Genomic DNA, 20240 nt, shown 5'->3' with positions numbered 1-20240 from the left:
TCGTCAACCGGAAAGGATCGACGTTGATTCGTGACGTCGTGCGCCTTGCGCGCGAGCTGCTCGCGGAAGGTGACCAGGAGCAGGCGCACGCGATCCTGACGCTGGCGCTGGATGGGCAGAGGTTTGCCGCCCAGGACGTGGAAGCAATCGCCGTGGCCGAGGCGACCGGGATGCTCGTCCGGATGGAGGCTCCGTCCGAACCTCACCATGTCGTCGAGCGGCGGATCGCGAGGATGACCGAACTCACCGATGGCTTCGACGCCGACGCCGTCCGGGAGGCCCGCGCGCTCGCCGAGCTCGAGGCGATCGAGTGGGTCCACCGGCACGAGCCCGACGATGCGGTCGTGCTCGTCGATGTGATGCGAGCGGCGGAGTCGTTCGCGGCGCGTCACAGTGGGGAAGAGCAACCGCTCGGTGTGCGGCGGGCACGAGCGGAGGCAATGTTCACCGCCGAGATCCTGCGGAGGCACCTGGGACAAGATCACCATCGGGTGGCGGTCGGGCTCGAGACGCTGGCGCTCACGCTCACCGCGGAATCCGACAAGCGGTTGCGTCACCTGCGCATTGCCGCGCTCTATCGGGCGGCGCAGATCCGCTACGACGCCAGAGATGACCCGGAGTCGGCGATCGCGCTGATGCACCGTGTCATCGCCGAGGCCGAGCCTGTCCCCTCGGCGCGGACGCTCCTGCACGCCGCATCGCTCTGCCTGGTCGACGATGAGATCGGTCGAGGGGCGCCGGCGGCTGTGGCGATTGCCCACGGCCTCCGTGCCCTGGATGTGCCCGTCGCCGAGCTCGGCTTCGAGCCGGCCACCGAACAGGCCCGGCACCTCGACCAGATATTGGAGCGGCTTCCCGAGACCGAGCGCGACCTCGCCGTCGTGGAGCACTCCGCCGCACTGGTAGACCGCTATGCCGCCTGCGCATCCGAGGACGCACGCGAGGCGATCCTGTGGTGGGTGCTCAGGAGTGTTCCCGGGGACGCGGGCGCGGTGTCGGAGGCAGGTCGGCAGATCCTCGCGCACGCCGACCACGCGTTCGGCACCGACCCGAGCCCGCTCACCGCGGCAGCACGCGCGCGGGTGGCGGCACGCCTCGCCGAGGCGACCGCGCACCTCGGCGACCCCGAGGGCGCCGTGCGGCTCTACGAGCGGCTCGATGCTCGATTCCCCGGGCACGAACACGACGCGCGCCTCGTCGTGCCGCTCGCCCTGGCCATGGTCGACCGGGCACTCCGACTTTCCGACATCGGACGACGCGGAGATGCACTCGATGTGCTGGCGCAGGTGCCGCACCGCTACGCCACTGCCGCCAGTGCGCCCGGCGTCCCCGCCGCGATCGCCCAAGCGATGTACTGGCGAGGACGCCTACTGCGCGAAGCAGGCGAGCTGGCCGAATCTCGCCGCGTCGTCGGCGACACTGTGGATCGCTCGGCCCCCGACGCCGACGCCGATGTGCGCGTGTGGGCGGCGAACGCGCTCTTCTCGACGTGGCAGTCACCCCAGCTCGATCCCACCGAGATCGATGGTGCCCTACAACGCTTCGCAGACCTGTTCGCCGACGACCCGGACGAACGCATCCGGCGCCTGGACGCCCGGCGACGCCTCGCTCAGTCGACCCGCGCGGCAGAACGAGGCGAACACCAGGTGGCGGCGACGGTGCTGCAGGGCCTGCTGACGAGGCATGCCGACAGCGACGACCCGGATACTCGCGACACCGTCGAACTGGCGACCGAGAATCAACGGATCCTCGCGATCTCCTCCCCCACGGATGCGGCCCCCGCCTCGGCGGGAGAGGCCCGCTACCGTGAATTTCGCGAACGGGTGTACCGGGCCGATACGGCGGTCGCCGAGGGACGCCACGCGGACGCCGAAGAACTCCTCACGGCGATTGTGGCCGACACCAGCGCAGACCCCGATCCGAACATCGTCATGCTCGGGCTCGCGGCCTTGGACGTGCTCGGAGGCTTATTGGTCGACGCCGGGCGGTGGGAGGAGCTCGTCCCCGTCGCACGCGGCGCCGCCTTGCGCCGCCCCGGTCTCGACACCCGGGCACGCCGGGTGCACGCGCGTGGTCACCTGAGGCTCGGCATCGCGCTCGGCCGGCTCGGCGAGGAGCGTGCCGCGATCGAGGCCTACGAGGCGCTCGAGCGGCTCGCCGACGGATCGACCGACGGCGACATCGTGAACGCCCGCGAAGTGGCCGCCTACAACCGCGCCGTCCTGACCGACAACCTGGACGACCCCTTCGCCGCGATCGCCGCCTACGACCACGTCCTCAGAATCCACGACCAGTCCGTCGACTCCGCGGAGCGCCGGCTCCGCCGCATCAAGACACTGCGCAACAAGGCGCAACTCCTGACCGGTCTCGGCCGCCTACCCGAGGCGACCGGCGCCCACCGAATCATCCTGGACATCGCCTGCGCCTTCCCGGACTCCGAGATCGCCGAACGAGGCCGCAAGTCCGCCTTCGACCTGGCGGCCTGCTACACGCGACTCGGCCAGCACCGTGCAGCATCGGACCTCTACACCTGGATGCGATCCGCCCATCACCTCGGATTCACCCGCGACGAGCTCAAGAGCATCACCCGCTCAGCGAAGAAGGCAGCCCGCGAATCCAAACGCGCACATCGGTGATGCCCGAGCGCGGCGACTAGGGCAGCAGCCCCTGCCGCCCCTGGTCGGCACCCGAGAGCACCAGCAGCAGCATCGTGGTGAGCGCCTCGTCCTCGAGCCCGGCGGCAGGGAAGGTGTAGCGCAGGATCACGTCAGCCAACTTGCCGCGGGTGATCACCGTGATCGAGCCGAACTGCATCATCGAGTTCTTCTCGGCGACCTTCTTGTGCAGCGCCGGTTTGACCGGACGATCCCACGCCAGCACGGCGGTCACCGACAGCACGTCGAGCCCGGGCGCGAGGTTCACCGCCCGCAGCGAGCACAGCGCCCCCGCGTACTCGAAACCCAGTGACCCGTCGTCAGATTCGCGTACATCCACGAAATGCGCGAGCGCGTCACGGGCGCGGTCCTGCAATACCTGCGCGGTGCCTGCGCTCATTTGACCCCACCGAAGCGTCGGTCGCGCGAGGCGTACTCGACGCACGCGGCCCACAGGTCGCGGCGGTCGAAGTCAGGAAACAGCTTCTCCTGGAACACCATCTCCGCGTAGGCGGACTGCCAGATCAGGAAGTTCGAGGTGCGCAGCTCACCCGAGGGGCGCAGGAACAGGTCCACGTCGGGCATGTCGGGCTCGTCGAGATACTTCGCGACGGTGGCCTCGGTGACCTTCTCCGGGTTCAGCTCGCCGGCCGCCACCCGGCGCGCGATCTCCCGTGCCGCGTCGGCGATCTCGGCGCGACCGCCGTAGTTCACGCACATCGTCAGGGTCATCGTCGTGTTGTGCTTGGTCAGCTCCTCGGCGATCTCGAGCTCCTTGATCACGCTGGCCCACAGCCTGGGTCGACGCCCCGCCCAGCGCACCCGCACACCCATCTCGTGCATCTCGTCGCGCCGACGCCGGATCACGTCCCGGTTGAAGCCCATCAGGAACTTCACCTCTTCGGGACTGCGCTTCCAGTTCTCGGTGGAGAACGCGTACGCCGAGAGCCACTTCACGCCGATCTCGATGCAGCCCTCGAGGGTGTCCATCAGCACCGCCTCGCCGCGCTCGTGGCCTGCCGTGCGCGGCAGGCCCCGCTCCTGGGCCCAGCGACCGTTGCCGTCCATCACCAGCGCGACGTGCCGCGGGATCAGCTCGGGCTGCAGGATCGGCGCCCTGGCGCCGGACGGATGTGGGGCCGGGGGCCGGATCACGCGGTTAGGCGGAGCTTGCGGTTCGCGTCGTCGAATCACGGTCACCATCCTGCCCGACCGGACGGGGTGCTCCCGCCACCGCCCGCGGATCCGCGGCATCCGGCTCGACAGCGGCGTGCGGGCGCGAGCGCTCGATCAACGGCAGGGTGCGCAGCTGACGCTCGAGGTGCCACTGCAGGTGCGCGGCGACCAGCCCGCTGGCCTGCGCCCGGACCGCGGCCGTGACGGTCTCGGTGTGCGCCCACTCGCCGCGCGCGAGCGCGTCCATCAGGTCGAGCACGCCAGGGGACGGGGTCGCCGAGCCCGGCGGGCGGCAGTGCACGCACACCGCCCCACCCGCGGCCACGTGGAAGGCGCGATGCGGGCCGGGGGCTGCGCACCGCGCGCACTCCTCCAGCGCGGGTGCCCAGCCGGCGAAACCCATGGCCCGCAACAGGAACGCATCGAGGATCAGCTCGGGCGGCCGAGCCTGCTCCCCCACCGCGCGCAGCGCGCCGACGGTGAGCTGATGCAGCCGCAGCGCGGGGGCACGCTCCTCGCCCGCGAGCCGCTCGGCGGTCTCGAGCACCGCGCAGGCGGTGGTGTACCGGCCGTAGTCGTCGACGATGTCGCCTGCGAAGGCGTCCAGGGTCTGCACCTGGGTGACGATGTCGAGGTTGCGGCCCGGGTAGAGCTGCACGTCGATGTGCGCGAACGGCTCCAGGCGGGCCCCGAACTTCGACTTGGTGCGACGCACACCCTTGGCCACCGCCCGCACCAGCCCGTGCTGGCGGGTCAGCAGGGTGACGATGCGATCGGCCTCGCCAAGCTTGTGCTGGCGCAACACCACCGCGTGGTCCCGGTACAACCTCACCAGGAGAGTGTCCCACGGTGCGCGGACAATCCCGGGCCGCCCTCCCGGGCGCGCACCGTGTCATACCAAATGTTGCCCGATCAGCTCGACGAGCCGCTCCGGCGCCTCGAGCTGCGGCCAGTGCCCGACGCCGGGCAGCACGGTCACAGCGGTGGCGGGACGTAGCTCGAGCAACCGCGCGGTCATCTCGGGGACGGCGATGGGGTCGCACTCGCCCCACAGCAGCGCCAGCGGTCCCCGGTACTCCACCAGCCCCGCGGTCCAGCGATCCTGGTGCGCCCGGCGCTCGAGGATGTAGCGGTTCTGACGGGGCAGCAGCCGCGCGCCGCCGCCACGCTCGATGGCCTCGATCAGGGCGTCGATGGCACCGGCGGGCGCGGGCGCGCGCGGCGAGAAGCTGCGGTCGATCGCGCGGGTCAGCAGCCATCGCGGGGGCGAGAACGGCAACGCCCGCGCTGGCAGTCGCAGCATCGCGCGCTGGCCGGACGTAAGGTGCGCGAGGTCGATGAAGATCGAGCCGTTGGTCAGGATGACCTGCTCGGGGACGAACCCCAGGACGCCGAGGTTGTGGCGGTACAGCAGCTCGGCCACCACGGTGTCCCCCATGTCGTGGGCGATCAGCACGCAGCGGGCGATGCTCAACCGGCCGAGCACTGCCTCCACCAGGTCCGCCTGCTCGAACAGCGAGTAGCGGGCCGTGGCCGGTTTGTCCGACAGCCCGTACCCCAGCAGGTCGAGCAGCACCACCCGCCGCCCGGACCCGAGCCGCTCCGCCACCCCGGCGAAGTCGTGCGACGACCCGGGAAACCCGTGCACGATCACCAGCGGTGCCCCCGGTCCAGCCCCGACCTCGACGACGAAGATCCGGTTCCCGTCGACCTCGAGGTGGCGCCCACGGCGTTCCCAGGCGCTCAGATCACCGCTCATGACTCCTCCGATGTTCGGCGCTGGGCCCAAAGTTACTCACCCGGCCACGCTTCCGGGCCCGAAAACCTGGCGGCCGACACCCGACAGAGGTACTGTTCGTTCGAACGAACAGACATGGGGAGGCACGGCGTGAGCACGCACATGGAAGACACTCGAGAGCTCGGGCTCGAGGAGACGGCACACTCCCTGGCGACCGGTGCTTCCACGTCCGTCGACCTGGTTCGTCACAGCCTGGATGCCATCGACGCCAGCCAGTCGAGCCTCAACGCCTTCCGGGTGGTCCGCCGTTCAGCCGCCCTCGCGGAGGCCGCCGAGGCCGACCGTCGGCTTGCCGCGGGCGAGCGCCTGCCGCTGCTCGGCGTCCCGATCGCGGTCAAGGACGACGTCGACGTCACCGGCGAGCCGACCGCCTTCGGCTGCGCTGGCGAATTCCCCGCCAAGACCGCGGATTCCGAGGTCGTGCGGCGACTCCGCGCCGCGGGCGCGGTCATCGTCGGCAAGACCAACAGCCCCGAGCTCGGCCAGTGGCCGTTCACGGGAGGCAGCTTCGGGCACACCAGGAACCCGTGGGCGCGCGAGCGGACCCCCGGCGGGTCCTCCGGCGGCAGCGCGGCCGCGGTCGCCGCCGGATTGGTGCCCGCCGCGCTCGGCTCGGACGGCGCGGGTTCGGTCCGGATCCCGGCGTCCTGGACCAACCTGGTCGGCATCAAGCCGCAACGCGGCCGGATCTCCACCTGGCCCGAGCCCGAGGCGTTCTACGGCATCACCGTCATGGGCCCGCTCGCCCGCACGGTCGCGGACGCGGCGCTCCTGCTCGACCTGGTCTCCGGCAGCCACGAGGGTGACCTACACCAGCCCCCGCCGGTGACCGTGCGGGACGCCGTGGACCGCGAGCCCGGCAAGCTGCGCATCGCGTTGTCGCTGAAGATCCCCTATACGGCCACGCCGAGGACCCTGCACCCCGAGGTCAAGGCGGCGATCGGCGCCACCGCGCACGCGCTGCGCCGCCTGGGCCACGAGGTGACCGTGGCCGACCCCGCCTACGGGCTGCTGCTCGGCACGAACTTCCTGCCGCGGTCGATGGCGGGTCTCGAGCAGTGGCGTTCGCGGGTGCCGGACCCGACGTTGCTCGACCCGCGCACCCTGTCCAACGCGCGCACCGGCAGGCTACTGGGGGGCCTGCCGTTGCGCGCGTCCCGCGCCGCCGAGCCGCGCATGCGCAGGCGGATCGGCGCCATCTTCAACGACTTCGACGTGATCCTGGCCCCGACCACCGCCACCCCGCCGCCGCCGGTGGACGCGATCGACGGCACCGGGCACTTCGAGACGGACAAGGTGATCACCGCGGCCTGCCCGTACACCTGGCCGTGGAACATCCTGGGCTGGCCGAGCGTGAACGTGCCCGCCGGCTTCACCTCGGACGGCCTGCCGGTCGGCGCGCAGCTGATGGGGCACGACAACACCGAACCGCTGCTGGTCTCGCTCGCGGCCCAGCTCGAACGTGAACTACGTTGGGATCGTGAACGTCCCGAACAGTGGTGGTGACCGGTGAGCGAGGCCCCGGTTCGTGAGCGGATCCTCGCCGCGGTCCTGCACATCATCGGCACCGACGGCATCGCCGCCGTCACCAACCGCAGGATCGCGGCGCAGGCCGAGGTCTCGCTCGGCTCGATCACCTACCACTTCCCCAGCCAGACGGACCTGCTGCGCGACGCCCTGCTCGGGTTCGTCACCGCCGAGACCGCCCGGCTGACCGAGCTGGCCGAGCAGTACCGGCACGCCGGGTTGAGCGTGCAGGACGCCGCCTCGCTGACCGAGCAGGTGGTCCGGGACCTCGCGTTCGACGCCGAACGGATGGCGCCGTTCGAGCTGTACATCCAGGCAGGCCGCGACCCCGAGCTCCGCGCGGCCGCCGACGAGTGCTTCGCCGCCTACGACACGCTCACCCTGACCATCCTCGAGGCGCTCGGGGTGCCCGACGCCGCGGCGATCGCGCCGACCCTGGTCGCCACCATCGCCGGCCTGCAGCTGCGCCGCCTGGCAACCGGCACCGTCCAGGACGTGTCGGCGGCCATCCTCAGGCTCGTCGTGCCGCGCTAGCGCGCCCGATCGGCACCGGCTAGAACCCCAGGCGGCCGAGCTGCTTCGGGTCGCGCTGCCAGTCCTTGGCGACCTTCACGTGCAGCTCCAGGAAGATCCTGGTGCCGAGCAGCTTCTCGATCTGTGTGCGCGCCTTGGTGCCGACCTCGCGCAGCCGGGCGCCGCCCTTGCCGATCACGATGCCCTTCTGGCTGGGGCGCTCGACGTAGAGCAGCGCGTGCACGTCGAGCATCTCGCCCTGCTTCTCGGTGCGACCCTCGCGCTCGATGACCTCCTCGATCACCACGGCCAGCGAGTGCGGCAGCTCGTCGCCGAGCCCCTCGAGCGCGGCCTCGCGGATGAGCTCGGCCATCAGCGTCTCCTCCGGCTCGTCGGTGATCTCGCCGTCCGGATAGAAGGCCGGGCCCTCGTCCATCGACTTTGCCAGCAGGTCGACCAGCATCTCGACCTGCTCCCCCGACGCCGCCGACACCGGGATCACGTCGGTCTCCGGTCCGAGCAGCTTCGACAGCGCCACCAGCTGCTCGGCGACCTTCTCCCGGCTGACCTTGTCGATCTTGGTGACGATGCCGATCAGCTTGGTCTTCGGCGCCATCTGGCGGACCTGCTCGAGGATCCAGCGGTCGCCGGGGCCGATCTTCTCGTCCGCGGGGATGCACAGGCCGATCGCGTCGACCTCGGAGTAGGTGTCGCGCACCAGGTCGTTCAGCCGCTGACCGAGCAACGTCCTCGGCCGGTGCAGCCCGGGGGTGTCGACCAGGATCAGCTGGGCGTGCGGGCGGTGCACGATGCCGCGGATGGTGTGCCGGGTGGTCTGCGGCCGCGACGAGGTGATCGCGATCTTGCTGCCGACCAGCGCGTTGGTCAGCGTCGACTTGCCGGTGTTCGGCCGTCCGACGAAACAGACGAAGCCGGAACGGAATTCGGTCTCAGTGCTCATGGGCATCTCCAGAAATGGGTCGGTAGGGCTCCCAGCCCATGACATAGGGGTCCGAGCCGTCGGCTCGGGCGGCGATCAGCTTGGCGGATGCGGTCACCTCGGTCAGTGCGAGCACCCCTGGCTCGTTGTCCCGAACGGCGGTGACGATGTCCGCGGCGCTGCCGGGCAGGTCGCCGACCACCGCGGCGGCCTCGAAGCCCTCCGCCCCGCTCGAGAGGGCCGCGGCGATCGCGGCCTGCAACGCGGTCAGGGTCAGGGCGTCGAGCGAGACCGGGCCTGCGGCATAGGTGCGACCGTCGAGGTCCCGCACCGCGGCGCCCTGCGCGCCGCCGGTTCGCCCCATGGCTCCGCGGGCGAGGACCACCAGCTTGGCGTCCTCCTCGTCGAGATGCTCAGTCATGTCGGCCCTCGCCTCCCTCGTCATCGCCGACCAGGTCGGCGTCCGGTTCGGGCGCTCTCCACGCAAGAACAGTACTGATCCGGACGCGGCCGCGGACGTCGCTGCCGCCCTCGGCACGCAGCATCAGGCCGTCGGTGGTGATCTCCGAGCCCGGCAGCGGGACCCGGCCCAGCTCGTAGCCGAGCAGCCCGCCGACCGTCTCGACCTCGTCGTTGTCGATCTCGATCTCGAACAGCTCGGCGAGATCCTCGACCGGCAGGCGGGCCGAGAGCCGGTACCGGCCGTCGCCCAGGTCCTCCACCGGCGCGATCTCGCCGATGTCGTACTCGTCGGCGATCTCGCCGACGATCTCCTCGATGACGTCCTCGATGGTGACCAGCCCGGCGATGCCGCCGTACTCGTCGACGAGCAGCGCCATGTGGTTGCGGTCGCGCTGCATCTCCGCGAGCAGGCTGTCGAGCGGCTTGGAGTCGGGCACGAACACCGGCGGTCGCATCACCTCGCCGACGGTGACGCCACGTCCGCCGTCGGTCGAGTGATACGTCCTTTGGACCAGGTCCTTGAGGTACACGACGCCGAGGATGTCGTCCACGTTCTCGCCGATCACCGGGATCCGGGAGTGCCCGCTGCGGACGGCCAGCGAGGTGGCCTGACCCGCGGACTTGGTCGCCTCGATCCACACCATCTCGGTGCGCGGGACCATCACCTCCCTCGCGGGGGTGTCGCCCAGCTCGAACACGGACTGGATCATCCGGCGTTCCTCGTCGGCCACCACCCCGCGCTCCTGCGCCATGTCGACCAGCTCACGCAGCTCGATCTCGGAGGCGAAGGGGCCGTTGCGGAAACCCCGGCCGGGGGTGAGCGCGTTGCCGACCAGGATCAGCAGTCCGCTGATCGGGGAGAACAGGACGCCGATCACCTGCAGCGGCAGCGCCGCGGCGAGCGTGATCGAGTAGGCGTGCTGGCGACCGATCGTCCTCGGCCCGACCCCGATCGCCACATAGACGATGAGCACCATGACGACGGCGGTGACCAGCAGCGCCCAGCTCCGATCGAGCATGTCCAGGAGCGCGGCGGCGAGCAGGACCGTGGCGGTGATCTCGGCCAGGATCCGCAGCAGCACCATGAGATTGACGTACCGGGGCCGGTCGGCCACGACCGTCAGGAGGCGCTGCGCACCCGGCCGCGCGTCCTTGGCCAGGTCCTCGACCCGGGCCCGGGAGATCGTGTTGAGCGCGGAGTCGATGGCGGCGAACAGCCCGCCGAGCGGTACCAGGACCGCGGCGAGCAGGATCTGGACTAGCTCATCACTCACTGCTCGGGGCCGTCGAAGAACCCGGTCTTGCCCAGCAGCCTGCGGTCACGGGCGGCCAGCTCCGCCTCTCGCTCGGCAATGCGCAGCTCGTCGTACCAGTCGGCGAGCAGGCTGTTCTGCAGCGCGAACATCTCCTTCTCCTCCTCCGGCTCGGCGTGGTCGTAGCCGAGCAGGTGCAGCACACCGTGCACGGTGAGCAGCGCCAGCTCGTGCGCGGTGGAATGGCCCGCCTTGGCGGCCTGGTCGGCGGCGAACGCGGGGCACAGCACGATGTCGCCGAGCATCGCCGGTCCGGGTTCGGGGGCGTCGGGCCGCCCGCCGGGCTCGAGCTCGTCCATCGGGAAGGACATCACGTCGGTCGGGCCGGGCAGGTCCATCCACCGCATGTGCAGGTCGGCCATCGTGTCGAGGTCGACGAGCACCATCGACAGCTCGGCCGCCGGGTGCACGTCCATCCGGCCGATGACGAACCGCGCGACGCTGATCAGCTCGCCCTCGGAAACGTCGATCCCGGACTCGTTGGATACCTCAATACTCATGACAGTCGTTCTCCTCGGGGCCGCCTGCGGCGGTGATGGGCGGGGGCGGTGTGGCTCACGTGGGCTGACCGTCAGCGCCGCGACGAGCGGGCCTGCGCCGCCCGGCGCTGCGAGCGGTTGCCGAGCTTGACCTCGTCGATCCGCTCGGTCTCGAAACGGTCGTAGGCGTCGACGATGTCGGAGACCAGGCGGTGCCGCACCACGTCCGCACTGGTGAGCTCCGCGAAGTGGATGTCGTCGATGTCGGTCAGGATCTCCGAGGCCGCCCGCAGCCCGGACCGGGCGCCGCCGGGCAGGTCCACCTGGGTCACGTCACCGGTCACCACGATCTTGGAACCGAACCCGAGCCGGGTCAGGAACATCTTCATCTGCTCGGCCGTGGTGTTCTGCGCCTCGTCCAGGATGATGAACGCGTCATTGAGGGTGCGGCCGCGCATGTAGGCCAGCGGGGCGACCTCGATGACGCCCGCCTGCATCAGCTTCGGGATCGCCTCGGGATCCATCATGTCGTGCAGCGCGTCGTGCAGCGGCCGCAGGTACGGATCGATCTTCTCGTGCAATGTGCCGGGCAGGAACCCGAGCCGCTCCCCCGCCTCGACCGCGGGGCGGGTCAGGATGATCCGGCTGACGTTCTTGCTCTGCAGCGCCTGCACGGCCTTGGCCATGGCGAGGTAGGTCTTGCCGGTGCCCGCGGGGCCGATACCGAAGACGATGGTGTTCGCGTCGATCGCGTCGACGTATCGCTTCTGGTTGACCGTCTTGGGCCGGATGGTCTTGCCGCGCCGGGACAGGATGTCGAGGCTAAGGACCTCCGCTGGCGATTCCGCGACGCCCTCGGTGAGCATCGCGATGCTGCGCCGCACCGCGTCGGGGGTCAGCGAGTTACCGCCGGCGACGACCGCGATCAGCTCGCCGATCACCCGCTCGGCCAGCGCGACGTCCGCGGCCCTGCCGGTGAGGGTGATCGCGTTGCCACGAACGTGAATGTCTGCGTCGAGGGCGCGTTCGAGTTCCTTGAGGTTCTGATCCGAGGAACCGAGGAGCGGGAGCACCGCGTCGGGTGAGACCTCCATGCTCGACCGCACAGTGCGCTGCGCTGGGCGGTCCTGGCTGCCGTTGGCCTTCGCCCCTGCGCGCGAAGCGCGTCCCCCTGCGTCGTCCGACTGATCGCCCATGTCGCTGTCTGCACTCACGTGGTAGCTATGGCCTACTTTCCTGGTTCCGTGTCCCGACGGCTCGGGCCGCCCTGATACCTCGAAGTCTATCGCGGGTCGTTCGCGCCGCCCACACGATTACCGCCGGTCAGGGCCAGCCGTGGACACCGAAGGGCCTGCGCTGTCGCGGATCCACGCCCATGCCTCCTCGACAACCGCCGCCGCCCGCTCGGGCGGGACCCCGAGCAGCACAAGCGAGGTGACCCCGAACGACTCCCCGGAATCGCGGATGCCGCCCTTGTTGGCCTGGTCGAGCAGGGTCATCGTGACGGCCTCGGTCATCGCGACCAGGAGCCCGGCCGGCAGGTACGACGAGAAGAGCCCGTCGCGCTGGCCCTGCTCGACGAGGGCGATGGTCGGCGCCCGCGCCGGTTCCATCAGGTCGAGCATCCGCTGCTCGCCGAGCTCCTTGCGCGCGAAGGTCAGCAGCATCCGAAACCGGTCGCCGACCGGCCAGGTCAGCAGCGCGAGCACGGCGAGCGCGAGGTCGGGACGTTCCGGCCGCGGGATGTCCGCACCGAACGACGCAACCAGCGCGGCCGACGCCTCGTCCGCGATGCCCTCGACGAGCGCCTCCCGGCTGGGGAAATGCGCGTAGACCGTGCGGCGGACCACCCCTGCCGCGCGGGCGACGTCGTCCATGCTCGCATCCGGATCGGCGGCGAAGGCGCCGATCGCGGCGTCGATGATGCGCGTCCGATTGGCCCGCGCCTCGCTGCGCCGACGCCTCACCGGCTCCGCCACCGTCGCATCCACCCTCTCGCCGCCCGATGTGATCTGCGTCAAGCATAGTTGCACAGCACTGTGCAAGCTATTAACTTGCACATCAATGTGCAGATAGGCCCGGAACCTCACCGGACCGCCGCCGAACGGAGCGCCGACGATGACCACACTCGCGACCAAACCGGTCTCCCGGATGGAGCAGCCCTACCGCTGGCGCTGGGCCGCGCTCGGCGTGCTGTGCCTGAGCCTCCTGATCGTGGTGATGGCGAACACCGCGCTCATCGTGGCGGCGCCGGACATGACCAGGGACCTCGCCCTGACCAGCGCCCAGCTGCAGTGGGTGATCGACGGCTACACCGTGCCCTACGCGGCGCTGATGCTGCTGGCAGGCGTGATCGGCGACAAGTACAGCCGCCGCGGCGCGCTGCTCACCGGCCTGCTGGTGTTCGGCGGCGGCGCGGTGTTCGGCAGCCTCGCGGACACGACGAACGCGGTGATCGCCGCCCGGATGATCATGGGCATCGGCGCGGCGATCATCATGCCCGCGACGCTGTCGCTGCTCGTCGCGACCTTCCCCAAGACCGAGCGCTCCCGCGCGATCGCCGCGTGGGCGGCCACCTCCGGGCTGGCCATCGCGTTCGGGCCGCTGCTGGCGGGCTGGATCCTCGAGAGCCACTCCTGGAACGCGACCTTCCTGATCAACGTCCCCATCGCCGCGGTCGCGGCCGTCGCCGCCGTGATCCTCGTGCCGCCGTCGCGGGCGGAGGGCCTCGGCCGCATCGACTGGATCGGTGGTCTGCTGTCGGTGGTCGCGATCGGGGCGCTCGTCTACGCGATCATCAACGGCTTCCACTTCGGTTGGGGCGCAGGCCCGCTCGTCGGTGCCGCGACGGCACTGGTCGGGCTCGCGGCGTTCGTCGCCTGGGAGCTCCGGCACCCGCAGCCGCTGCTGAACGTGCGCAAGCTCGGCGAGCGCGCCGTCGGCGGCTCCACCCTCGCGGTGCTGCTGCTGTTCCTGTCCGCGTTCGGCGCCATCTACTTCGTCGCGCAGGAGTTCCAGTTCGTGCTCGGGTACGGCCCGCTCGAGACCGGTGTCCGGTTGCTGCCCCTGGCGGCGGCGGTGTCGGCGGGTGCGGTCGTCAGCGGCCGGATCACCCCGCGCATCGGGGTCCGCGGCGCGATCGTGGCCGGCATGGTCCTCGCGGCGGCGGGCGTGCTGCTGCTGACGCGGGTCGACGGCGGCTCGGGCTACCTCGACTTCCTGGTGCCACTGATCCTGCTCGGCGTCGGCATCGGCCTGAGCGAGCCGCCCGCCACCGACGCGATCATGGGCAGCTTCCCCGACAGCGACCTCGGCGCCGCGGGCGGCCTCAACGACACCGCCATCGAGCTGGGCGGTTCGCTCGGCATCGCCATCCTCGGCTCCGTCCTGGCCGCGACCTACAAGGACTCGATCGCCGGCTTCATCGACGGCGCACCGCTCCCCCAGCTCGGCGGGGAACTCGCCGCCAAGGCCGACTACGCGATGGAGGTCTCGCGGGAGTCCGTCGGCGGCGCGGCGCTCGTCGCGCAGGAGCTGGCGACCAATCCGCTGTCGGCCTCGTACGCGCAGCCGCTCCTCCAGGCGGCCTCCACCTCGTTCGCGGACGCGATCGTGAGCGCGAGCCTGGCCGGTGGGCTCGCGCTCGCCATCGGCGCGGTGCTGGTGGCGGTGATCCTGCCGGGCAGGTCGACCGACCGACCGTAGCCGGCGGCGCGGGCGGACCTCGGACCGATGAGTTTCGCCCCGCCGAGGGGTCTACCTCCCCAGGGAACACAACGGGAGGCGGATCATGCGGGTGATGCAGACATTGGCGAGCGGTTTCGGCCAGCTCGAATCCCCACGGTGGCACGACGGCCGATTGTGGTTCGCGGACTGGACGGCCGGGGTGATCCACGCGATCGACCAGGACGGCCGGATCGAGGCCGTGGTCGAGCACCGGTCGTTGCCGCTGTGCTTCGACTTCCTGCCCGACGGGACACCGGTGCTCGCCTCGGGCCCCGAGCAGGCGCTGCTGCTCCTGTCTCCCGACCGGACCCTCACGCGCTACGCGGACCTGTCGGCGCTGTCGCCCTACGGCAGCAACGACATCGTCGTCGACGGCCGGGGAAACACCTACGTCAACAACATCAACTTCGACTTCGCCGACGGGCCGCCCGCGACCGGGACCGCACCCGGATTCGTGGCACTGATCACCGCGGACGGACGAGCACGCATGGTCGCCGAGGACCTGGCCTTCCCGAACGGGATGGCCGTCACCGCCGACAATGCCACGCTCGTCGTCGCCGAGTCCTACCGTCACCGGCTCACCGCCTTCGAGATCGCTGACGACGGGTCGCTGACGAACCGGCGCCTCTGGGCCGACGTCGGCGACCACTCACCCGACGGCATCTGCCTCGACGCCGAGGGCGCCGCCTGGTACGCCGACGTCGGCGACCGGTGCTGCGTGCGCGTCACGGAGGGCGGTCAGGTCACCGATCGGGTGCAGCTCGACCGCGGCGCCTTCGCCTGCGCGCTCGGCGGGGCCGACGGCGACACCCTCTTCGTCGTCGCCGCGCGGTGGCCGGGAGTCGAGCGTCTGATGGAGCACGCGGCGTGGGAGGGCACCGTGATCAGCACGTCCGCGCCGGCGCCGGGGGCCGGGTGGCCCGGTCCGGGGGCCTGATTCACGCCGGCGGCGTCGACCACGGATCGTCGTCGAGCAGCGCCCGCACGGTCAGATCCCAGCTGCGGGAACCGCGGGAGAGGAAGTCGTTGTGCCCCTCGCCCGGCACCTCCCAGAACGCCACCGTGTCCCCGGCCGCCGCCGCGGCGTCCCGGTACGCGCGGCTGGCGGCGGCCGGAACCTGGATGTCCTCCGCGCCGTGGATGCAGACCACCGGGACGCCGATCGGGACCCGATAGACCGGTGAGGCGTCGCGATAGAGCTGCGGCGCGTCCTCGAATCGCGCGCCGAAGAACGCCGTCAAGGCGGCCCCGGCCGTGCGACCGGCCGCGCGTGCCGCCAGGTCCATCGCGCCCGCCTGCGCGACGACCCGCTCGGGGCGAACCGGGGAATCCCGTTGCCCGGCAACCCACAACGCCAGCTGCGCGCCCGCGGAGTGACCGACGATCCTGACGTTGGCCAGGTCCAGCGGGATCGGTGACAGCGCGGGCAGCACGCCGCCGACCGCGGCCAGCGCGGCCTCCATGTCGGCACTGGTCTGCTCCCAGCCGCCGCCCGCGCCGACCCGGCGGTACTCGACGTTCCACGACGCCACGCCGAGCCGGGCCAATTCGATGGCGAGGGAGGTCGCCAGGTTGAGGTGGAAGTCGGCGCTCCAATAGCCGCCGTGGACGAGCATCACCACCGGCACCGGCTCGGCGACCGGGGCGGCGGGCAGGTACAGGTGCCCGAACTGCTGCGGCTCGGGTCCGTAGTCGACGCGTTGGCGGGGCACGGCGGCTACTGCGGGGGCCGCGCGGACCAGCGGCCGGTCAGCACGCCGATCGCGCCGAGCGCCACCGCGCCGGCCGTGGAGGTCCGCAGCACCGTGGGACCGAGCCGCACCGCGACCGCCCCCGCCGCGGTCAGCGCGTCGACCTCCGCGTCGTCCAGGCCGCCCTCGGGCCCGACCACCAGCAGCACCTCGGCTGCCTGGGACAGCGGCAGCTCCGCCAGCGCCGTCGTGGCCGACTCGTGCAGCACCGCGACCACACCACCATCGGCCACCGACCGCGCCACCCGCTCGACAACCGCGGGCGTGCGGTGCAGGTCGAGGACCTCCGGAATATGTGCTCGCCGTGACTGTTTCGCGGCAGCCGCCGCCACCGCGCGCCACTTCGCCACGCCCTTGTCGGCCTTCGGCCCCTCCCAGCGGGCCACGCACCGCGCGGACTGCCAGGGCACGATCGCGTCGATCCCGGCCTCGGTGGCCAGCTCGACCGCCAGCTCGGAGCGCTCCGCCTTCGGCAGTGCCTGCACCAGCGTCACCGCCGGGACGGCCGCCGGGACGGTGTCGCGGGCGGTGACCTCCAGGTCGAGACGGTCCTTGCCGACCTCCACGACCACCGCGTCCGCGACGGCACCCCGGCCGTCGGAGAGCACCAGCCGCTCACCGACCCGGATCCGGCGCACCGTTGCGGCGTGCCTGCCCTCCTTGCCGTCGAGCACGGCGACCGCGCCGACCTCGGGCAGCGGGTCCAGATAGAACACCGTCGCGGCCATGATCGTTCGCCGGACCCGTCAGCGACCGCTGAACGCGTCGCGCAGGCGGGAGAACAGTCCGCCGTTGTGCTGCGAGGCGGTGGTGACGACCTCGGCCTGGTCCTTGTCGCGCAGGTCCTTGAACGCGCTCAGCGCCGCGGCCTGCTTGCTGTCGAGGCGCGAGGGGACCACGACCTCCAGGTGCGCGTGCAGGTCGCCGCGCACCCCGGAACGCAGCTTCGGCATGCCGTGCCCGCGGACCGACTCGACCTTGCCCGGCTGGGTGCCCGGGGGGACGGTGATCTCCGTCGGGCCGTCGATGATCGTGTTGACGGTGACGGTGGTGCCGAGCGCCGCGTCGACCATCGGGACGCGAACCGTGCAGTGCAGGTCGTCGCCGTCGCGGACGAACACGTCGTGCTGCTGCTCGATGATCTCGACGTACAGATCGCCTGCGTGGCCGCCGCCGGGGCCGACCTCGCCCTGGGCGGCCAGCCGGATCCGCATGCCGCCGCTCACGCCGACCGGGACCTTCACCGCGATGTCGCGGCGGGCGCGCACCCGGCCGTCGCCGCCGCACTTGTGGCAGGGATCCGGGATCGTCTCGCCCGCGCCGCGACAGGTCGGGCACGGACGGGAGGTCATCACCTGGCCGAGGAACGAGCGCTGGACGGACTGCACCTCGCCCGCGCCGCGGCAGGTCTCACAGGTCACGGGCTTGGAGTCGCCGTTGGTGCCGGAGCCGGTGCACGCGTCGCACAGGATCGCGGTGTCCACCGTGATGTGCTTGGTGACGCCGGTGGCGCACTCCTCGAGGGTCAGCTTGGTCCGCAGCAGCGAGTCGGCGCCGGGCTGGACGCGGCCGCGCGGTCCGCGGCTGGTCTGTCCGCCGCCGCCGAAGAAGGCCTCGAACACGTCGCCGAGTCCGCCGCCGAAGCCGGCACCACCGAATCCGGCGCCGCCCCCGCCGCCCTGGGACAGCGGGTCGCCGCCGAGGTCGACGATGCGTCGCTTCTCAGGGTCGGAGAGCACCTCGTACGCGGTCGAGATGTCCTTGAATCGGGCCTGCGCCGCCTCGTCGGGGTTGACGTCGGGATGCAGCTCCCTGGCGAGCTTGCGGTACGCCCGCTTGATCTCCTGATCGGTCGCCTTGGTGCTGACGCCCAGAAGTCCGTAGTAATCCCGTGCCACGTTAAGTCTCTCGTCCTCGTTGTCGATCAGTTCCAGCTGTCAGTGAAAGTCCTGCTCGCGGGCCGGCCGCGCACGCGCGTCAGCGCTCGGCGAGCACCTCGCCGATATACCTCGCAACGGCGGCGACCGATGCGATTGTTCCCGGGTAGTCCATCCGGGTGGGTCCGAGCACCCCCATGCCGCCGAAGACGTTGCCGCCCGCGCCGTATCCGGTGGTGATCACCGAGGTCCCGCGGATCTGCTCCATTTGGGTCTCTTCGCCGATCCGGACTGTCACCTTGCCCGCGTCGCCGGTGGCGGCGAGCAGCTTGAGCACGATTACCTGCTCCTCGAGCGCCTCGAGGACAGACCGCAGGGAACCGGGGAATCCGGTGAAGTCGGCCGCGTTGCGGGTCAGGTTCGCGGTGCCGCCCAGCACCAGCCGCTCCTCGGGATGCTCGACGAGGGTCTCGATCAGCACCGTCGCCGAGCGGACCACGGCGTCGCGCAGGTGGTCGGGGGCGTCGGCGGCGAGCTCCGAGACGGCGATCGACGCGGCGGCCAGGCGCTTGCCCTCCAGCGCGCCACCGAGCAGGTCCCGTAGCCGGGACAGGCTCTCGTCGTCGATCACGTCGCCCAGTTCGACGATGCGCTGGTCCACGCGGCCGGAGTCGGTGATGAGCACCAGCAGCAGCCGGGCCGGGGTCAGCGCGACCACCTCGAGGTGGCGGACCGAGGAGGACGAGAGCGTCGGGTACTGCACGACCGCGACCTGCCGGGTCAGCTGGGCGAGCAGCCGCACCCCTCGGCGGAGCACGTCGTCCAGGTCCACGCCGGATTCGAGGAACTCCAGGATGGCGCGGCGCTCGGCGGGCGAGAGCGGCTTGACGTCGGCGATCCGGTCCACGAACTGCCGGTAGCCCTTGTCCGTCGGCACCCGGCCCGAACTGGTGTGCGGCTGGGCGATGTAGCCCTCGGCCTCGAGCACGGCCATGTCGTTGCGCACGGTGGCGCTGGATACGCCCAGGTTGTGGCGTTCGACGAGGGCCTTCGAGCCGATCGGTTCCTGGGTGGCGACGTAGTCGGCGACGATCGCGCGCAGCACCTCGAAGCGTCGTTCATCGGTACTCGACACTGCGGCCACCTCCGTCACCCAACTCCCCCGTCCGGAAGTCCGGCGAGACCATCGTCACGGTCGGCGTGGTTCACACCCCCGCGACCGGCTACCAGTCTAATCGCCCTGCCGGGCACTTCCCGCGAGGCCTTACTGTGTGGGGTGCGCGAACGGCGCCAGGTGCCGACCGCGCACCCCCGACTACCGGGACGGGAACACCGATGATTTTCAAGGGCGTGAGGGACGGCAAGCCGTACCCGGACCATGGGCTGTCGATCCGCGACTGGTCGAAGATCCCGCCGCGCCAGGTGCGCCTCGACGAGATCGTGACCACCACCAAGGTCCTGGAGCTGGATCGCCTGCTGTCCGAGGACTCCACCTTCTACGGCGACCTGTTCCCGCACGCGGTGCTCTGGGACGGCGTGATCTATCTCGAGGACGGACTGCACCGCGCGGTCCGCTCCGCCCTGCGCAACAGGGTCGTCCTGCACGCCCGGGTCTTCGACTACGACGCGATCCGCTGACGGCGAGGAGCCACCATCAACATCGCCAGCGCACTCCTGCTGCCGGAACGTGTGCTCACGCGCGGTTTCGGTGAACTCCGCGAACTGGAACGTCAGTTCATGGCGACCCTCGCCGCAGCCCGCGGCGTCTTCGACGCGTTCGCCCCGATCGTGGACCGCGCCCAGCAACTCGGCGCGCTCATCGACCGGCTCGGCCCCGCCCTCGACGACCTCTCCGAACTGCTGGTCGCCGCCCGGCAGATCGCCGAGAGCGCCGAACGGATCGCGGTGAGCGCGCAGGGAATCGACGGCAGCGCCGCGATCATCGCGCGCGACGCCGAGGTGCTGGCCCGCGACGCGGGCCGCCTGGCCCGGTTCACCGACCGGATTCCCGGCGGCGGGAAGCG

21 protein-coding genes are annotated in these 20240 nt (G+C 71.1%); 7 read left to right on the top strand and 14 right to left on the bottom strand.

Annotated elements, in window-relative coordinates; genetic code table 11:
- Positions 1-23 precede the first annotated feature (23 nt).
- Positions 24-2636 (top strand): hypothetical protein, encoded by a 2613-nt coding sequence (locus RM1_RS22630; RefSeq protein WP_143069515.1) that lies wholly within the window; start codon positions 24-26, stop codon positions 2634-2636.
- Between the two features lie 16 nt (positions 2637-2652).
- Here the strand turns inward: RM1_RS22630 and RM1_RS22625 are convergent, their stop codons facing one another.
- From RM1_RS22625 to RM1_RS22610, 4 genes are read right to left on the bottom strand one after another with little or no spacing between them, the layout of a single operon-like run.
- Positions 2653-3054 (bottom strand): hypothetical protein, encoded by a 402-nt coding sequence (locus tag RM1_RS22625; protein WP_072753897.1) that lies wholly within the window; start codon positions 3052-3054, stop codon positions 2653-2655.
- Positions 3051-3857, bottom strand: coding sequence for an isoprenyl transferase (locus tag RM1_RS22620; protein WP_072753921.1), 807 nt, complete (start codon positions 3855-3857; stop codon positions 3051-3053). The genes RM1_RS22625 and RM1_RS22620 overlap by 4 nt, the downstream gene beginning before the upstream one ends.
- Positions 3814-4662, bottom strand: coding sequence for a DNA repair protein RecO (gene recO / locus RM1_RS22615; RefSeq protein ID WP_072753920.1), 849 nt, complete (start codon positions 4660-4662; stop codon positions 3814-3816). The genes RM1_RS22620 and recO overlap by 44 nt, the downstream gene beginning before the upstream one ends.
- A gap of 60 nt (positions 4663-4722) precedes the next feature.
- The gene (locus RM1_RS22610) at positions 4723-5589 is read right to left on the bottom strand and encodes an alpha/beta fold hydrolase (protein WP_072753896.1); all 867 of its coding nucleotides are present in this window, start codon (positions 5587-5589) and stop codon (positions 4723-4725) included.
- Positions 5590-5730: 141 nt separating this feature from the next.
- On the opposite strand from RM1_RS22610, the gene RM1_RS22605 reads away from it, so the two are divergent.
- Entirely contained in the window at positions 5731-7134 is a 1404-nt protein-coding gene (locus tag RM1_RS22605; protein ID WP_072753895.1) for an amidase, read from the top strand.
- A 3-nt stretch (positions 7135-7137) separates the two neighbouring features.
- A complete protein-coding gene (locus RM1_RS22600; RefSeq protein ID WP_027499971.1) occupies positions 7138-7689 on the top strand; it encodes a TetR/AcrR family transcriptional regulator in 552 nt (183 codons plus the stop codon).
- A gap of 19 nt (positions 7690-7708) precedes the next feature.
- Here RM1_RS22600 and era read toward each other — a convergent pair whose 3' ends face one another.
- The 6 genes from era to RM1_RS22570 form a co-directional block, all read right to left on the bottom strand.
- Positions 7709-8629, bottom strand: a complete 921-nt coding sequence (era, locus tag RM1_RS22595; protein ID WP_037175549.1) for a GTPase Era — start codon at positions 8627-8629, stop codon at positions 7709-7711.
- Positions 8619-9029: a cytidine deaminase-like protein gene (locus RM1_RS22590; protein ID WP_051636960.1), complete on the bottom strand. Its 411-nt coding sequence runs from the start codon at positions 9027-9029 to the stop codon at positions 8619-8621. The genes era and RM1_RS22590 overlap by 11 nt, the downstream gene beginning before the upstream one ends.
- Entirely contained in the window at positions 9022-10344 is a 1323-nt protein-coding gene (locus RM1_RS22585; RefSeq protein ID WP_072753894.1) for a hemolysin family protein, read from the bottom strand. The genes RM1_RS22590 and RM1_RS22585 overlap by 8 nt, the downstream gene beginning before the upstream one ends.
- A complete protein-coding gene (gene ybeY / locus RM1_RS22580) occupies positions 10341-10883 on the bottom strand; it encodes an rRNA maturation RNase YbeY (protein WP_027499968.1) in 543 nt (180 codons plus the stop codon). The genes RM1_RS22585 and ybeY overlap by 4 nt, the downstream gene beginning before the upstream one ends.
- 71 nt (positions 10884-10954) lie before the next feature.
- Positions 10955-11956, bottom strand: a complete 1002-nt coding sequence (locus RM1_RS22575) for a PhoH family protein (protein WP_245816561.1) — start codon at positions 11954-11956, stop codon at positions 10955-10957.
- A 219-nt stretch (positions 11957-12175) separates the two neighbouring features.
- Complete coding sequence (locus RM1_RS22570) at positions 12176-12841, bottom strand: TetR/AcrR family transcriptional regulator (RefSeq protein WP_083576906.1); 666 nt, start codon at positions 12839-12841, stop codon at positions 12176-12178.
- A 139-nt stretch (positions 12842-12980) separates the two neighbouring features.
- Here RM1_RS22570 and RM1_RS22565 point away from each other — a divergent pair, with 139 nt between their 5' ends.
- Together RM1_RS22565 and RM1_RS22560 are read left to right on the top strand one after the other, a co-directional pair.
- A complete protein-coding gene (locus RM1_RS22565) occupies positions 12981-14567 on the top strand; it encodes an MFS transporter (protein ID WP_072753892.1) in 1587 nt (528 codons plus the stop codon).
- Positions 14568-14661: 94 nt separating this feature from the next.
- On the top strand, positions 14662-15525 hold the full coding sequence (locus tag RM1_RS22560; protein WP_245816557.1) for an SMP-30/gluconolactonase/LRE family protein: 864 nt from the start codon (positions 14662-14664) through the stop codon (positions 15523-15525).
- A gap of 1 nt (position 15526) precedes the next feature.
- Here the strand turns inward: RM1_RS22560 and RM1_RS22555 are convergent, their stop codons facing one another.
- The 4 genes from RM1_RS22555 to hrcA form a co-directional block, all read right to left on the bottom strand.
- Positions 15527-16300, bottom strand: coding sequence for an alpha/beta hydrolase family protein (locus tag RM1_RS22555; protein ID WP_072753890.1), 774 nt, complete (start codon positions 16298-16300; stop codon positions 15527-15529).
- A 5-nt stretch (positions 16301-16305) separates the two neighbouring features.
- Complete coding sequence (locus RM1_RS22550) at positions 16306-17067, bottom strand: 16S rRNA (uracil(1498)-N(3))-methyltransferase (RefSeq protein WP_072753889.1); 762 nt, start codon at positions 17065-17067, stop codon at positions 16306-16308.
- Positions 17068-17085: 18 nt separating this feature from the next.
- The gene (dnaJ, locus tag RM1_RS22545; RefSeq protein ID WP_027499961.1) at positions 17086-18237 is read right to left on the bottom strand and encodes a molecular chaperone DnaJ; all 1152 of its coding nucleotides are present in this window, start codon (positions 18235-18237) and stop codon (positions 17086-17088) included.
- A gap of 79 nt (positions 18238-18316) precedes the next feature.
- Positions 18317-19351 (bottom strand): heat-inducible transcriptional repressor HrcA, encoded by a 1035-nt coding sequence (hrcA, locus tag RM1_RS22540; RefSeq protein ID WP_027499960.1) that lies wholly within the window; start codon positions 19349-19351, stop codon positions 18317-18319.
- A gap of 200 nt (positions 19352-19551) precedes the next feature.
- Here hrcA and RM1_RS22535 point away from each other — a divergent pair, with 200 nt between their 5' ends.
- Positions 19552-19854 (top strand): type II toxin-antitoxin system VapB family antitoxin, encoded by a 303-nt coding sequence (locus RM1_RS22535; protein ID WP_027499959.1) that lies wholly within the window; start codon positions 19552-19554, stop codon positions 19852-19854.
- A gap of 99 nt (positions 19855-19953) precedes the next feature.
- Positions 19954-20240 (top strand): hypothetical protein (locus RM1_RS22530; protein WP_143069514.1); only part of this gene is annotated, 287 nt, incomplete at its 3' end.

This window comes from Rhodococcus maanshanensis NBRC 100610, assembly GCF_001894865.1.
Lineage (GTDB): Bacteria > Actinomycetota > Actinomycetes > Mycobacteriales > Mycobacteriaceae > Rhodococcus_G > Rhodococcus_G maanshanensis.
This window is presented reverse-complemented; position numbering and strand designations above follow the sequence as displayed.

Coding starts and splice junctions, on each gene's coding strand:
- era (WP_037175549.1), bottom strand. CDS start 8,629: ATGAGCACTGAGACCGAATTCCGTTCCGGCTTCGTCTGTTTCGTCGGA.
- RM1_RS22535 (WP_027499959.1), top strand. CDS start 19,552: ATGATTTTCAAGGGCGTGAGGGACGGCAAGCCGTACCCGGACCATGGG.
- RM1_RS22620 (WP_072753921.1), bottom strand. CDS start 3,857: ATGGTGACCGTGATTCGACGACGCGAACCGCAAGCTCCGCCTAACCGC.
- RM1_RS22590 (WP_051636960.1), bottom strand. CDS start 9,029: ATGACTGAGCATCTCGACGAGGAGGACGCCAAGCTGGTGGTCCTCGCC.
- RM1_RS22575 (WP_245816561.1), bottom strand. CDS start 11,956: ATGGAGGTCTCACCCGACGCGGTGCTCCCGCTCCTCGGTTCCTCGGAT.
- RM1_RS22550 (WP_072753889.1), bottom strand. CDS start 17,067: ATGGCCGCGACGGTGTTCTATCTGGACCCGCTGCCCGAGGTCGGCGCG.
- RM1_RS22560 (WP_245816557.1), top strand. CDS start 14,662: ATGCAGACATTGGCGAGCGGTTTCGGCCAGCTCGAATCCCCACGGTGG.
- ybeY (WP_027499968.1), bottom strand. CDS start 10,883: ATGAGTATTGAGGTATCCAACGAGTCCGGGATCGACGTTTCCGAGGGC.
- RM1_RS22565 (WP_072753892.1), top strand. CDS start 12,981: ATGACCACACTCGCGACCAAACCGGTCTCCCGGATGGAGCAGCCCTAC.
- RM1_RS22605 (WP_072753895.1), top strand. CDS start 5,731: ATGGAAGACACTCGAGAGCTCGGGCTCGAGGAGACGGCACACTCCCTG.
- RM1_RS22625 (WP_072753897.1), bottom strand. CDS start 3,054: ATGAGCGCAGGCACCGCGCAGGTATTGCAGGACCGCGCCCGTGACGCG.
- RM1_RS22610 (WP_072753896.1), bottom strand. CDS start 5,589: ATGAGCGGTGATCTGAGCGCCTGGGAACGCCGTGGGCGCCACCTCGAG.